At 66.6% G+C, this 14,216-nt stretch carries 15 protein-coding genes; 9 read left to right on the top strand and 6 right to left on the bottom strand.

Annotated features, from left to right (window positions below):
* Positions 1–93: 93 nt before the first annotated feature.
* Positions 94–1,098: a DUF6396 domain-containing protein gene (locus LGM42_RS30200; protein ID WP_226234178.1), complete on the bottom strand. Its 1,005-nt coding sequence runs from the start codon at positions 1,096–1,098 to the stop codon at positions 94–96.
* Positions 1,099–1,561: 463 nt separating this feature from the next.
* On the opposite strand from LGM42_RS30200, the gene LGM42_RS30195 reads away from it, so the two are divergent.
* Together LGM42_RS30195 and trpS are read left to right on the top strand one after the other, a co-directional pair.
* Complete coding sequence (locus LGM42_RS30195) at positions 1,562–1,717, top strand: hypothetical protein (protein WP_167351636.1); 156 nt, start codon at positions 1,562–1,564, stop codon at positions 1,715–1,717.
* 209 nt (positions 1,718–1,926) lie between these two features.
* Positions 1,927–2,940 carry a tryptophan--tRNA ligase gene (gene trpS, locus LGM42_RS30190; protein ID WP_060310548.1) on the top strand — a complete coding sequence of 338 codons (1,014 nt, stop codon included), beginning with the start codon at positions 1,927–1,929 and terminating at the stop codon, positions 2,938–2,940.
* A gap of 110 nt (positions 2,941–3,050) precedes the next feature.
* On the opposite strand, the gene LGM42_RS30185 is transcribed toward trpS, so the two are convergent.
* From LGM42_RS30185 to LGM42_RS30170, 4 genes are all read right to left on the bottom strand, one after another.
* Complete coding sequence (locus tag LGM42_RS30185; RefSeq protein ID WP_226234177.1) at positions 3,051–3,464, bottom strand: VOC family protein; 414 nt, start codon at positions 3,462–3,464, stop codon at positions 3,051–3,053.
* Positions 3,465–3,557: 93 nt separating this feature from the next.
* A complete protein-coding gene (locus LGM42_RS30180; protein ID WP_104013371.1) occupies positions 3,558–4,478 on the bottom strand; it encodes a bestrophin family protein in 921 nt (306 codons plus the stop codon).
* 165 nt (positions 4,479–4,643) lie between these two features.
* Positions 4,644–5,651 carry a cytochrome d ubiquinol oxidase subunit II gene (gene cydB / locus LGM42_RS30175; protein WP_059574936.1) on the bottom strand — a complete coding sequence of 336 codons (1,008 nt, stop codon included), beginning with the start codon at positions 5,649–5,651 and terminating at the stop codon, positions 4,644–4,646.
* A 2-nt stretch (positions 5,652–5,653) separates the two neighbouring features.
* Entirely contained in the window at positions 5,654–7,054 is a 1,401-nt protein-coding gene (locus LGM42_RS30170) for a cytochrome ubiquinol oxidase subunit I (protein ID WP_059574934.1), read from the bottom strand.
* A gap of 424 nt (positions 7,055–7,478) precedes the next feature.
* Here LGM42_RS30170 and fdhD point away from each other — a divergent pair, with 424 nt between their 5' ends.
* The 5 genes from fdhD (at position 7,479) to moaD (ending at position 11,834) form a co-directional block, all read left to right on the top strand.
* Positions 7,479–8,351, top strand: coding sequence for a formate dehydrogenase accessory sulfurtransferase FdhD (gene fdhD / locus LGM42_RS30165; RefSeq protein WP_226234176.1), 873 nt, complete (start codon positions 7,479–7,481; stop codon positions 8,349–8,351).
* Complete coding sequence (glp, locus tag LGM42_RS30160) at positions 8,348–9,562, top strand: gephyrin-like molybdotransferase Glp (protein WP_226234175.1); 1,215 nt, start codon at positions 8,348–8,350, stop codon at positions 9,560–9,562. Before fdhD ends, glp begins: the two co-directional genes overlap by 4 nt.
* Positions 9,563–9,779: 217 nt before the next feature.
* On the top strand, positions 9,780–10,904 hold the full coding sequence (gene moaA / locus LGM42_RS30155) for a GTP 3',8-cyclase MoaA (protein ID WP_226234174.1): 1,125 nt from the start codon (positions 9,780–9,782) through the stop codon (positions 10,902–10,904).
* Between the two features lie 47 nt (positions 10,905–10,951).
* Positions 10,952–11,524 carry a molybdenum cofactor biosynthesis protein MoaE gene (locus tag LGM42_RS30150; protein WP_226234173.1) on the top strand — a complete coding sequence of 191 codons (573 nt, stop codon included), beginning with the start codon at positions 10,952–10,954 and terminating at the stop codon, positions 11,522–11,524.
* A 52-nt stretch (positions 11,525–11,576) separates the two neighbouring features.
* Entirely contained in the window at positions 11,577–11,834 is a 258-nt protein-coding gene (gene moaD, locus LGM42_RS30145; RefSeq protein ID WP_099318399.1) for a molybdopterin converting factor subunit 1, read from the top strand.
* 150 nt (positions 11,835–11,984) lie between these two features.
* On the opposite strand, the gene LGM42_RS30140 is transcribed toward moaD, so the two are convergent.
* The gene (locus LGM42_RS30140; protein WP_099318398.1) at positions 11,985–13,409 is read right to left on the bottom strand and encodes a PLP-dependent aminotransferase family protein; all 1,425 of its coding nucleotides are present in this window, start codon (positions 13,407–13,409) and stop codon (positions 11,985–11,987) included.
* 436 nt (positions 13,410–13,845) lie between these two features.
* Here LGM42_RS30140 and LGM42_RS30135 point away from each other — a divergent pair, with 436 nt between their 5' ends.
* The gene (locus tag LGM42_RS30135; RefSeq protein ID WP_196493549.1) at positions 13,846–14,022 is read left to right on the top strand and encodes a hypothetical protein; all 177 of its coding nucleotides are present in this window, start codon (positions 13,846–13,848) and stop codon (positions 14,020–14,022) included.
* Positions 14,023–14,037: 15 nt separating this feature from the next.
* Positions 14,038–14,211 carry a hypothetical protein gene (locus LGM42_RS30130; protein WP_196493553.1) on the top strand — a complete coding sequence of 58 codons (174 nt, stop codon included), beginning with the start codon at positions 14,038–14,040 and terminating at the stop codon, positions 14,209–14,211.
* Positions 14,212–14,216: the final 5 nt, after the last annotated feature.

Here is a 14,216-nt window from a genome sequence, read left to right as displayed (position 1 = left end):
TCAGTTCCGGGTCCAGGTTCAAGCCCTTGCCCGGTTCTACGGTCGCTTCTTCCTTACGTTTGCGTGGCATAACGTGGCTCCTTGGCCATCAGTTTATGCCTCACACACAAAGGTTCGGATAGGCTCGACCGGCGACACCGGCGCGGACGTCTCCGCCTTCGCCGCGTCGATCAACGTCTCCTTCTTGCCGTCCCACCTGGGCAGCTTGGCGGGCGGCAGCGGCACGACCTTGTCCAGATTCGGCAGACGCAGGTCGGGGTCGCGCTCGAGGCGATCGGCAAGGACACTGTAGCGCTCGGCGCGGGCTTCATCCTTGACATGGCCGACCAGAGCGTCCCCCTTGCCAAACGACGCACTCAACCACCCCGCACTCTCGGCATTACCGAATTTCACACCCGTATGCAGCGTCTGGAGTGCACATTCGTTGTTCTCGCTCAACTCGGCTCGATCGCCGGCAATCGTCGTTCCCAATTCATATGCGGCAAGTCCGTTACCCTGCGCAACCGCACATTCGAGCATCTGGAGTGCGATCTTGCGGTTCCCCCAGAAGCCCGCCTTCGGGTCGTCATGGAGCGCGTCCATCTTGCCGCCCAGATACGCCATCGCACTCGGGCTGCCCATATCGGCGGCCAGTTGCCAGAATGCATAGGCGCGGCTGGCATCCTGCCTAACGCCCATCCCGTTCATGTGGTACGTGCCCATCAGGTCGTAGGCTGCCGGAATGCCGAGTTTCATCGCCTGTTCGGTGATCTGAACGGCATGTTCCGCATCACGTTCCACGCCCTGCCCCTGAGCGTAGGCATTCGCCAGATTCAACATCGCTTTCCAGTGCTTGCGCTCGGCCGCCTTCGTCCACAAGTCGACAGCGCCCTTGTAATCGCGCTGGTTCGGCCACAACAGCGAACTGGTCAGCGCCATTGCTTGCTGATTCCAGCGATCGGCCTCTGGCTCGACAGGCGGCGCGCCGGAAGATTCGTGCTTGCACGCAAATGCCCCGCGATGCGGATTGAAGGCAGCCAGCGACATATTCCGAGGGGGAACATCGTTCCTCGAACAGGCTGTACACGCGAAGAACAGGAAAACAGAAACCAATTGCATGAAGCCAATACGGTTGGCAGCAGTCGGACGTAATTGATTTCGCACGATTTCGAATACCCACGCAAGAAAAGCGAACCCATTATCGCCCGCTCATTATGGTGCCCACGCGCGCGACCAGCGGGTCCATCCGGTTTTTTCCGGGTGATATCATTGGCCCCCGGCAGTCGCACCCGACCGAGAAATACCGCGGCCTCGGCTTGGCTCGCCGACCGAACGCGACGCGATCCATTCGCGCCATTGCCCTACAATTCCTGACTGTGCGCACCGCCCCGAACTGGTAGCATGCGCACCGCTTCGCACGAAACGATGCGTTCGCGGAACACATGATCGTTCCCTTTAAATGCCCGCGCGTGCCCCGCCGCACGGGAAGCCAGATTGAGCCCCATTTTCCCGCAACACCCCGGCCTCGCCCCGCGCGACCCGTTGCAGTAACGTTGGAGTGGCGCACCTCGCGCCTGCAAGCATGAAGAAATCGAAGCAGCCCATCCATTCCCCACGCGACAAGGACCGCACGCCGCTCGTACGCGCCGGCGCGTGGCTGCTGATGGCCGGCCTGCTGTATCTGCTGTGGCCGTCCGCCGAAACCGCCTACCTCGCGATGGAGTCGGTGATCCGCTGACGCGCACGTCCCCCGACGCACTACGCTATACTGCCGCGATGGAAACCCGACCCGCCTCGCCGATCGTGCATTGCTGGTGGCGCGCCTGACCCAGGCGGCCCGTTTCCTTTTGCATGTCCCAAACGTGATGCCGCCAGCGATGGCGGCATTCGCGTTTCTGCGCCGACATCATGGCTGGCGGCCTCGACAACCCGGAGCCAACGACGACCATGACTCACCCCGCCCGCCCTACCATTCTCACCGGCGACCGCACGACCGGCCCGCTGCATCTCGGCCACTACATCGGCTCGCTGCGCGCACGCGTGCAGATGCAGCACGAAGCGCGGCAATTCCTGCTGCTCGCCGACACGCAGGCGCTGACCGACAACATGGGCCGCCGCCAGCGCGTCACCGAGAACGTGGTCGAGGTCGCGCTCGACTACCTCGCCGTCGGCATCGATCCGGCGATCTCGACGATCGTCGTGCAATCGCAGGTGCCCGAACTCGCCGAGCTGTCGCAATACCTGCTCAATCTCGTCACGGTCGCGCGCCTCGAACGCAATCCGACCATCAAGGAAGAAATCCGCCTGCGCGGGTTCGAGCGCGACATCCCGGCCGGCTTCCTCACCTATCCGGTGAGCCAGGCGGCCGACATCACCGCGTTCAAGGCGACCCACGTGCCGGTCGGCGACGATCAACTGCCGATGATCGAGCAAACCAACGAACTCGTGCGCCGCTTCAACGCGACCGTCGAGCAGCCGGTGCTGGTCGAATGCGAGGCCGTGCTGTCGTCGGTCACGCGGCTGCCGGGCATCGACGGCAAGGCGAAGATGAGCAAGTCGCTCGGCAACGCGATCACGCTCGGCTCGACGCCGGACGAGATCGCGCAAGCCGTGAAGGACATGTACACGGACCCCAACCACCTGCGCGTGAGCGACCCGGGCCAGGTCGAGGGTAACGTCGTGTTCACGTTCCTCGATGCGTTCGAGCCCGACGTCGCGAAGGTCGACGAACTGAAGGCCCACTATCGCCGCGGCGGCCTCGGCGATAGCGTGGTCAAGCGCGTGCTCAACGAGCGGCTGCAGGCGCTGATCGAGCCGATCCGCGCGCGCCGTCGCGAATTCGAGGCCGACAAGGCCGAAGTGATGGCGATCCTGAAGCGCGGCACGCTGCATGCACGGGAAGTGGCAGGCGCGACGCTCGCGGAGGTGAAGGGTGCGATGGGGTTGACGTATTTCGACTGATACGTTCCGGCGGCATGCGTTGACCGTCGGCATGCCGAGTAAAGCGATATCGCTCGGGACGCGGGGCTCCGACGCAGTCGAAAACTAGCGGCCGCGGGGCCTCACCACCGTCACGACCGCTCGCGCCCCGCCCCCGCCGCATGACACACGGCCTCGATCCGGTTGCCGGCCGGATCGACCAGGAAAGCCGCGTAGTAGTCGCCGTGGTACTGCGGCCGCAAGCCCGGGGCGCCGTCGGACTGGCCGCCCGTCGCGAGCCCTGCGTCGAAGAACGCATGCACCTGCTCGCGGGAAGCAGCCTTGAAACACCAATGCCGCTTGCTCGCCCCGATTTCGGCGGGGTCCAGATACACCGCCAGAAAAGTCGACTCCGGGTCATTCGCGCTACAACGTTCGCCATAGCCGAGCGCGTTGGGCCGGTCATAGACCTTGGTCGCGCCCAGCGCAGCCATGACGGCATCGTAGAAGGGGCGTGCCAGGTCGATGTCCGGAACACTGATCGACACGTGATCGAGAAGTTGCATGGTATGGGCTCCATTGAACGAGCCCGAGTCTACACAACCCTTCCCGGTCCGGCCGATCAACCTTACCGACGACTACACTACCGACCGCGCCGCCTACGTGATCTGATACGTCGACGCCGGCACGAACTCCTCCGGCATCGGCCGATCGCCGAGTTCGAGCACCGACCGCTCGATCGTGCGCGTGATCGCATCGAGCGCGAGCGCATTCGGCGCGAGCCCGAACGGCTCGGCCACTTCGTTCGCGATCGCTTCGAGCGCGATCAGCGTGTACGAGATGAACACGCAGATCAGCGGCGTAAAGAACTCCGTCGAATCGACGAGCCCGAACGGCAGCAGCACGCAATATGCATACACGGTGCGATGGAGCAGCACGCTGTACGAAAACGGGATCGGCGTCGACAGGATGCGCTCGCAACCACCGATCGACTTGCCGAGCTCGTCGAGTTGCGTTTCGAACATCCAGCAGGCCGTGTCGCTGCCCGGCGCGCGGCCCAGCGCACGGACGATGCCGCCGCGCAGTTCGTCGAGGATCGCGACCGGCTTGTAGCATTTGCCGCCAAGCGCCGCCGCGCGTTCCGCCCCGAGAATGCGCTGCAGATCCGCGGTCGGATCGGTATGACGCAACTGATGCTTCAACGCATACGCGAGCGCGATCAGCAGATCGGCGAGCCGGTTGCGCTCGGCGTCGCTCACGCTGTCGGGCAGGTAGCGATGCAGTTGCGACGTCACGGCGCGTGCAGCGATCAGCAGGTTGCCCCACAGATGCCGCGCTTCCTTGAAGCGCTCGAAGCTCGCGTTGTTGCGAAACCCGAGGAAGATCGCGAGCGCGAGCCCGAACAGCGTGAACGGCGCGGTGTTGAGCGGAATCTTCTCGCCGAAGATGCGCCCGTTCGTGAAGACCGCCAGCGTGCTGACGATCGCCATGAACACGAGCTGCGGAATGATCGATTGCAGCACGGAGCCGTTCCATACGAACAGCATCCTGAGCCAGTTCTGTCGTGGTCTGACGATCATGATGTTTTCTCGACTGCCAAAGGAATGCGCAACGCAACCCGTTGCGCCCGCACCCGATGCGCAACGGCCCGCGCGTGGCGGGCCGCTTTCCGTCGGGCACCGTGCCGGGCGCCGCGCCGCGCGTGATGATACGCGAGCGCCGCGCCCTGTCACCTCGCGTGCCGCTCAGTGATAGCCGATGTCGCCCTCGCGCACCTTGCCGCGGAACACGCGATACTGCATCGCGTTGTACACGAGGATGATCGGCAGCACGATCACGGTGCCGACCAGCGCGAACAACTGGCTCGAATGGCTCGACGACGCGTCCCAGATCGTCAGCGACGGCGGCACGATGTTCGGCCAGATGCTGATCACGAGCCCCGTGTAGCCGAGGAACACGAGCGCGAGCGTCAGCAGGAACGGCGTGGCCTCGTGCGCACGCTTCACCGCGTGGAAGATGCCCCACACGCATGCGACGACGAGGACCGGAACCGGCAGGAACCAGCCGAGGTTGCCGCTGCCGAACCAGCGGTGCGCGACGGCCGGCAGCCCGATCACGGTCCACAGGCTCACGACGCCCATCACCGCGAGCAGCACGCCCGTGAGCGGCTTCATCAGCAACCGCATCTTGCGCTGCAGTTCGCCGTCGACCTTCAGGATCAGCCAGCCGCAGCCGAGCGTCGCATAGGTGACGAGCACGCCGATCCCGCACAGCATGCTGAACGGCGACAGCCAGTCGAACGGCCCGCCCACGAAATGGTTGTTCTCGATCTTGATGCCCTGCAGCAGCGAACCGAGCACGATCCCCTGGCAGAACGCGGCGAGCGCCGAGCCGCCGATGAACGCGAGATCCCACATGTGCTGCGTGCGGGTGGCTTTCGCGCGCAGCTCGAACGCCGCGCCGCGGAAGATCAGCCCGACCAGCATCAGCACCAGCGGCAGGTAGTTGGCCGGCAGCAGCGTCGAATACACGACCGGAAACGCGCCATAGAGGCCCGCGCCGCCGAGCACGAGGAACGTCTCGTTGCCGTCCCACACCGGCGCGACGGTGTCGAGCATCACCTGGCGCTCGGCCTTCGCATCGAAAAACGGAAACAGCAGCCCGATGCCGAGGTCGAAACCGTCCAGCATCACGTAGATGAACACGCCGAGGCCGATGATCGCGGCCCAGACGACAGGAAGATCGATGTGCATGGTTACTCCGCCTCGGTGACGTTCAGCGGCGTGGACAGCGCGCTCTTGCGCAGCCCCGGATGCCGGTGCAGCTCGATGTACCCGGCCTGGGCGGCCGGCCCGCGCTTCATCAGTTTCATCATGTAGTAGATACCCGTTCCGAATACCAGGAAGTACACGACCACGAAGATCAGCAGCGATACGCCGACCTGCTGCGCGGTGAGCGGCGCGACCGAATCGATGGTACGCAGCACGCCGTACACGGTCCACGGCTGGCGCCCGACCTCGGTCGTGATCCAGCCGGCCAGCAGCGCGACGATGCCCGACGGCCCCATGCACACGACGAGCCACTGGAACCAGCGCGTCTCGTACAGGCGCCCGCCCTTTCTCAGCAGCAGCCCGAGCAGCGCGGTCAGCAGCATCAGCATCCCCAGGCCGGCCATGATCCGGAACGTCCAGAAGATGATCGGAGAATACGGGCGATCCTGCGGCGCGAATTCCTTCAGCCCGCGGATCTCGCCGTCCCAGCTGTGCGTGAGGATCAGGCTGCCGAGGTGCGGCACCTGGATCGCATAGCGCGTGGTTTCGGCCTGCATGTCGGGCAGCCCGACGAGGTTCAGCGCGGTGCCGCCCTTCTCGGTTTCCCACAGCCCCTCGATCGCCGCGATCTTCGCCGGCTGGTATTCGCGCGTGTTCAGCCCGTGCGCGTCGCCGACGAAGATCTGGATCGGCGCGAGCACCAGCAGCATCCACAGCGCCATCGAGAAGCTGCGCTTCACCGGCTCGTCGCGGCGGCCCTTCAGCAGGTGCCACGCGCCGCACGCGGCGACGATGAAGCCCGCGACGATGAACGCGGCGATCGTCATGTGCGCGAGACGGTACGGAAACGACGGGTTGAAGATCACCTTGAACCAGTCGACCGGCACGACGAGGCCGTTTTCGATCTTGTAGCCTTGCGGCGTCTGCATGAAGCTGTTCGACGCGAGAATCCAGAACGTCGAGATCAGCGTGCCGACCGCGACCATCAGCGTCGCGAAGAAGTGCGCGCGCGGGCTGACGCGCTGCCAGCCGAACAGCATCACGCCGAGGAAGCCGGCTTCGAGGAAGAACGCCGTCAGCACTTCGTACGTGAGCAGCGGCCCCGTGATGTTGCCCGCGACGCGCGAGAACCCGGACCAGTTGGTGCCGAACTCGTACGCCATCACGACGCCGGAGACCACGCCCATCCCGAAGCCGATCGCGAAGATCTTCGACCAGAACTGAAACATGGATTTGTAGGCGGCGTCGCCGGTGACGAGATAGCGCCATTCCAGCACTGCCAGAAAGCTCGCCATGCCGATGCTGATCGCGGGGAACACGATGTGGAACGACACCGTGAATGCGAATTGCAATCGGGCGAGATGGAACGCATCGAAGATTTCCATGACCGTAATTTGCTCGTGGTTTGTGAGGACGTACGCTCGAAGCAGGAAATCGCGCGACGGCTTGGCGGCGACACATGCGAACGCAACCGGTCGCTCGCACGGCATCGAAGCGTGAATGACGATATCGCGTTTGCAACGATACTCGCAATCATTCGGACGTGCGCTGAAACTGTGATGCCCGCTCCGCCAAAGATGTGTGCACGGAAAACACTTTCCGTGCCGGCGGGACGCTCAGCTGTACTGCTTTCCCCGTTGCGGCGCTGTGCCTGCGGTGCGCTGTTCGCTCCACTTAACATGTGATGCAACGCCAGCCCGCGGCGGTCGCGTGCCCTTCGGCGCCCCGCCCGGCGGCATCGATTCCCGTCGTTCGGCGCAAGCGCCGAGCCCGGCCGGCCCGCCGGCCGCCCCGCCTGGAGAAACCTGCATGGAGTCCTGCATCCGCCGCGACGATCCGACCGGCAGCACCGCGTGTCGGGTGACGCGCCATCGTGCCGGCGACGCGCGCGACACCGTCGATCGCGTCGTCGACGAGACGCCGGTTGCACTCGTGTTCAACGGCATCTCGCACACGGTCATGATGGCGACGCCGATCGACCTCGACGCGTTCGGCCTCGGCTTCGCGCTGAGCGAAGGCATCGTCGAGCGCGCGTCGGACGTCTTCGATATCGAAAGCGAATGCCGGCCCGGCAGCGCCGAAGTGCGGCTGACCGTGTCGCAGCAGGCGTTCATGGCGCTGAAGGCGCACCGCCGCGCGCTGGCCGGCCGCACGGGCTGCGGCGTGTGCGGCATCGAAAGCATCGCGCAACTCGACCTGCAGCCGCCGCGCATCGCCGCCGCCGGCGCGGCCGCGGGCGTCGGCGCCGACGCGATCGCACGCGCCGCCCGTGCATTGCCGGCCCGGCAGACGCTGATGCGCGAGACGGGCGGCATCCACGCGGCCGCGTGGTGCGACCGCGACGGCGCCGTGCTCGACGTGTTCGAGGACGTCGGTCGCCACAACGCGCTCGACAAGCTGATCGGGCAGCTCGCGCGCCGCCGCGCCGACTGGAGCGCGGGCTTCGTGTTCCTGTCGAGCCGCGCGAGCTACGAACTGGTGCGCAAGGCCGCGCGGGTCGGCATCCCGATGGTCGCGACGATCTCGGCGCCGACGTCGCTCGCGATCGACGTCGCCCGCGAAGCCGGCGTGCGGCTGCTCGGCTTTTGCCGCAACGACGGCTTCGTCGAATACGTGTCGCCCGCTGCCGCGCCCTTCCACTCACCGGCGCCCGCACCGGCGCACCCGGCCCATTCGTCATGAAACACCTGCTCGATTTCGATACCGCGCAGCAGCAATTCGCCGGCGCGTTCGCGCCGCTCGACAGCACCCGGTCCGTGCCGATCGCGCAGGCAGCCGGCCACGTGCTGGCCGCGCCGCTGACCGCGGTGCTCGACCAGCCGCCGGCCGACCAGAGCGCGATGGACGGCTATGCCGTGCGTCATGCGGACCTCGCACACGGCGAGCCGCTGCGCGTCGCACAGCGCTGCTATGCCGGCGACACGCCCGCGCCGCTGGCGCCGCGTACGGCCGCACGCCTCTTCACCGGCAGCCTGATTCCGCCCGGCGCCGACACCGTCGTGATGCAGGAGCATGCGCGCGAACAAGCGGGCGACGTCACGTTCGACGCGCCCCAACGCAGCGGGTCGCACATCCGCCGCCGCGGCGAGGAAGTGCGCGCCGGCGATCGGCTCGTGCCGGCGGGCGTGCGGATGGGCGCGATGCACGTCGGCGTGGCCGCCGCGCAAGGGTTCGCGCGCATCGACGTGCGTGCGGCGCTGCGCGTCGGGATCCTGACGACCGGCGACGAATTGATCGCGTGCGGCCAGCCGCGCGCGCCGCAGCAAATCTACAACAGCAATGCGCCGATGCTCGCCGCGCTGGTGGCGGGAACCGGCGCCGACGTCGCGATGAGCGTGCACGCGGCCGATACCGCGGCCGCCGTCGATTGGGCGCTGCGCGACCTGCACGCGCAGTGCGACCTCGTGATCTGCGTCGGCGGCGCGTCGGTCGGCGACAAGGACCTGCTGCGCCCCGCGCTGGCCGCGCTCGGCGCGTCGCTCCTCGTCGCCGGCGTGCGCATGAAACCCGGCAAGCCGGTCGCGCTCGCACGCCTCGATGCGCGGCCCGTGGTGCTGCTGCCCGGCAATCCGGGCGCCGCGATGACGGCGTTCGCGCTGTTCGTCGCGCCGCTGATCCGCCGCCTGCAAGGGCGCGACACGTGCCTGCCGGCCGTGCCGTCGCTGCCGATCGACACCGGCTTCGAGCCGGATGCGCAGCGCGATCGGTTCGTGCGCGTGTGCTGTACGGTGGGCGCCGACGGCGCGCCGGTGCTCGACACGTTGCGCCAGCAAGGCGCCGGCACGCTGCAGTCGCTGGTGCAGGCCAGCGGGCTCGCGCGGCTGCCGGCCGGGAGCAGCATCGCGCGCGGCGACGCGGTACCGTATTACGAATTCGCGCGCTGGCTCGCATGAGCACGACGGCGAATACCCGCCCGATGCGGCGCCTTCGCCCGATTCGCTGTGCGTGCAGCACCTCCCGCGCGGCGAACTGTATTCCTGCCATTCGGGCGCGATTGTGTCTCTGCCGGCGAAACGCCGCGGACTATGCTCACCATGAGGCTCGTCACGACCTGTGCGCCGACACGTCGGCACCCGCACGGCCGGGCGGCGACGCCCCTCCGCTTACTTCATGCAGGCCGACGACCCGATCGTGAATGCCATCGTTTCCGCCGCGCCGGCCGCCGCCGCTTTATCCGGCGGCGCGTCACCCGGCGCTTCTCCCCGCCCGTTCGACACGCTCGGCCGCCCGCTGCGCGACCTGCGGCTGTCCGTCATCGACCAGTGCAATTTCCGCTGCGGCTACTGCATGCCGCGCGAGAGCTTCGGCGCCGACTACGCGTTCATGCCGTCGTCCGAACGATTGTCGTTCGCGCAACTGGAAAAGATCGCGCGCGCCTTCACGTCGCTCGGCGTCGAGAAGATCCGCATCACGGGCGGCGAGCCGCTGCTGCGCCGCCACCTTGAAGCACTGATCGAACGGCTCGCCGCGCTGACCACCGTCGACGGCAAGCCCGTCGAAATCGCACTGACGACCAACGGCTCGCTGCTCGCCGCGAAGGCACGCACGTTGCGCGACGCGGGGCTCACGCGCGTGACCGTGAGCCTCGATGCGCTCGACGACACAGTGTTTCGCCGGATGAGCGACGCCGACGTGCCCGTCGCACGCGTGTTGGCCGGCATCGAGGCCGCGCAGGCGGCCGGGCTCGCGCCGGTCAAGGTCAACGCGGTAATCGAGCGCGGCGTGAACGACGACCAGATCGTGCCGCTCGTGCGGCACTTCCGGCATACGGGCGTGGCCGTGCGTTTCATCGAATACATGGACGTCGGCGGCGCCAGCTTCTGGTCCGGCGACAAGGTGGTGCCGGCCGCGCGGATGCGCGAGCTGATCGACGAGCACTATCCACTCGTGCTCGTCGGCGAACCGGGGCACGACGCCACCGCGATCCGTTGCGCGCACATCGACGGCGCCGGCGAAGTCGGCTTCATCGCGAGCGTGTCGCATCCGTTTTGCGGCACCTGCTCGCGCGCCCGCGTGTCGGCCGACGGCCAGCTCTATACGTGCCTGTTCGCGACGCAAGGCACCGACCTGCAGCCGTGGCTCGACGAAGCGACGTCGACCGCCGACCTCGCCGCCGCCGTGCGCGAACGCTGGACGCAGCGCGACGACCGCTATTCCGAGCGCCGGGCCGCACGGCCGGCCCGTGCGCCGGGCAAGACCTATCCGACCGTGCGCATGTCGCTCGTCGGCGGCTGACGGGCCGCCGCCCGATACAGGATGCGCCGCCCACTGGAGAACCTGTCATGACCACCTTCACCGAATCCCGCGCCGGGCTGCCGGACGATCAGCTGCGCGCCGGCAGCTCCGCGCCGACCGTCGACCCGACCGAACCCTACCCCGAAGCGGCGCCCGCGATTGCCGCCGGCTTCGAGGTGCGCGTGCAGCATGCGCCGATCGACGCGGGCGCGGAACTCGCGCCGATCGTTCGTAATCCGAATGTCGGCGCGGTCGTGAATTTTCTCGGGGTCGTGCGCAAGGAAGGCGATGTGGACGACGTCGTCGCACTGGAAGTCGAGCACTATCCGACGATGACCGAACAGGCGCTGTGGAGCATCGTCGAGGAAGCGACCGCGCGCTGGCGGCTCGAAGCGGTCAGGATCGTGCACCGCGTCGGCCGCATTCCGCTCGGCCAGCCGGTCGTGCTGGTCGTGGTGGCCGCCGCGCATCGCGCGTCCGCGTTCGATGCGTGCGAATTCCTGATGGATTTCCTGAAGACCCATGCGCCATTCTGGAAGAAGGAGATCCGGCACGACGGCGAATCCGGCTGGGTCGAGGCGAAGGCGCGTGACGACCAGGCGATGCGGCGCTGGGGCTGACTGCGTTCGCTTCGTGTTTTCCGATTCCGCCGCTCCTGCTCGAGACATCCCGATGAAACTGAAGATCAAATACTTCGCAAGCATTCGCGAACAACTGGCAATCGACGAGGAATCCGTCGAGATCGATGCCCGCGAACTCACCGTCGACGCGCTGCGCGGCACGCTAGCCGCGCGTGACGCGCGCAGCGCCGAAGCACTGCGGATGGACCGCCCCGTACGCGCGGCCGTGAACCTCGAAATGGTGACGGGGGAATTCGTCGTGCGGGAGGATAGCGAGGTTGCGTTCTTTCCGCCGGTGACGGGGGGATGACGGGACGCGCGGGGCTATGCGCTTCGATGCAGCCGCTTCGCCTCGATCGACGCCCCGACCACGACCGCGGTCGTCGGCGCCCGCCGGGAACAACAAAACCGGCACAAGGCCGGCTGTGTCATCGAAGCGCGGCGTACCGCGCGCGTCCGTTCACCGCATGCATGCCGCGGCCAGCTTCCCGACCGTGATCACCGCCTGCTCGATCTCCGGCGACCACGGGCTACTGTAGTTCAGCCGGATGAAGTTCCGGTAATTGTCCGTGATCGAGAACATGTAGCCGGGCCCGATCGTGATCCCCTGCTCCAGCGCGAGCTGATACAGTCGCATCGCATCGACCTGCGCGGGCAGTTCGACCCACAGCACGTACCCGCCCGCCGGGCTCGAGATGCGCGTGCCTTCCGGGAAGAATCGCGACACCATCGCGCGCATCAGGTTCGCCTGCTGCGCATACGCCTTGCGAATCCGCCGCAGGTGATGCTCGTAGCCGTCGCGTTCGAGAAACTCCGCGATCGCCAGTTGCGGCAACGACGGCGTCGCCAGCGTATTCAGGAACTTTAGCTTCTCGACCTGATCTCGATAGCGACCCGGCAGCGCCCAGCCGATCCGGTACGCGGCCGTCAGGCTCTTCGAGAACGACGAGCAATGCAGCACGATCCCGGTCCGGTCGTAGGATTTCAGCGAACTCGGATGCGTATCGCCGAAATACAGTTCGTTGTACACGCCGTTCTCGATGATCGGCATGCCAGCCTTCGTTGCGAACTCAACCAGTTCGCGTTTTCGCTCGTCCGGCATCTGGAAGCCCAGCGGATTCTGGAAATTCGGCATCACCATGCACGCAGCGATCGGCTGCGACTTCGCGATCGCGGCCAGCGCCGCGATGTCGATCCCGTATTCCGGATGCGTGGCCACCTCGATCGCCTTCATGCCCATCCGCTCGATCGCGTGCAGCATCGCGTAGAACGTCGGTGATTCCACCGCGATCGTGTCGCCCGGCTTCGCCACCGCCTGCAGGCACAGGTTGATCGCCTCCGTCGCGCCGACCGTCACGATGATCTCGTTCGGGTCCACCGACATCCCGTTTTCCAGGTAGCGGCGTGCGATCTGCCGGATCAGCCGCGGATGGCCGGGCGGTAGCCCGTCGGTCACGCCCCACAGCGACTTGTCGCGGCCGGCCGCATACGCATAGCGGTTCAGCTTCTCGAACGGAAACAGGCTCGGGTCCGGATACGGCGAACCCAGCGGCACCGCGTCGTCCGTGCCGATCGAGCGCAGCGTCGACAGCACGAGCCGGCTCACGTCGACCGACGACGAGATCGCGATCGGCTTCGACGGCCGCAGCTCGCGCACCGGCGCATGGCCGTCGTCGCGCCGCAGGTTCACGAAATAGCCGGACTGCGGACGGCTTTCGAGCAGCCCGCGGCTTTCCAGCAGCAGATACGCGTGCAGCACGGTCGTGATGCTGATCCGGTGTTGCTGGCTCGCCTGGCGCACCGACGGAATCCGGTCGCCGTGCCGGTACACGCCCTGGCGGATCAGGCGCTCGATATCGTCCGCGAGTTTTTCATAGAGTTTCATCGTGCGTCTCCTGCCGGCACGCGCCATCGCACCGCTTCGCCGTGTGCGTCAAATACGCACGTATTGCAGATGTTTCGCCCGCCGACCGGGCCGCCGTGATTCCTGATCTTTCCCTCCGGTTTTGCCTTTTCCATCGCACTGGCTCTCTCTTGAAGATGCGCCGGCAGGGTTCCGATACGGCTGGATCTGCAGCACTGTGCACTTGATGATGGAATCTTAAGAGAAGAACAGTTGGCGGCGAGTACACACATCGAGCGCGCGAACAAGAGTACAGTTCGGCGCGAATCGCGCATCGCGGGGAAACTGTACGTCTTATGAAATGGCCGGACGGCCGGGTGGCCGGCACCGCGCGGCCGGATCGGCCCGGGATGCCCGCCCACGCTTCACCGGCACGGCGCGCGCCGGGGCGCCGTTGCCGATAGGCGGGCGCCATTCGGTGGTGTTTTCGGAAGTCGCGCGTGCGGTCGACCTGCTCGTCAGCGTGTCCGTGTCCGTGTCCCCGCTCGCGCTCGACGACGATGCGCCCCGCACGGCGGCCGCTGCGCGCGCGACGAATCCGGTCCGTCAGCGCGATATCGGGACGCAACGCTGGCGCCGCCTGAACCGCTTGTAGGATTTACCGCTGGGTGTGATGGCGCGACAGCGCAGGCAGGGGCTGTCGCTCGTATTCGTCGAATCGGTTGCGCACGGCAAGATCGCGATCGACGAGCGCGGCGACCTGGTCAAGCCGCCGTACACGCTGTTCCGTGTCGAACAGGGGCAGTGGCGCAGCATTCGCACGGTCGGCGGCGCGTCGAACTGATCGAC

It is taken from the genome of Burkholderia sp. AU39826, assembly GCF_020419965.1.
In the GTDB taxonomy this organism is placed as follows: domain Bacteria; phylum Pseudomonadota; class Gammaproteobacteria; order Burkholderiales; family Burkholderiaceae; genus Burkholderia; species Burkholderia semiarida.
Note: the sequence above shows the minus strand (reverse complement) of the source record. Positions and strands in the feature narration are given on the sequence as shown.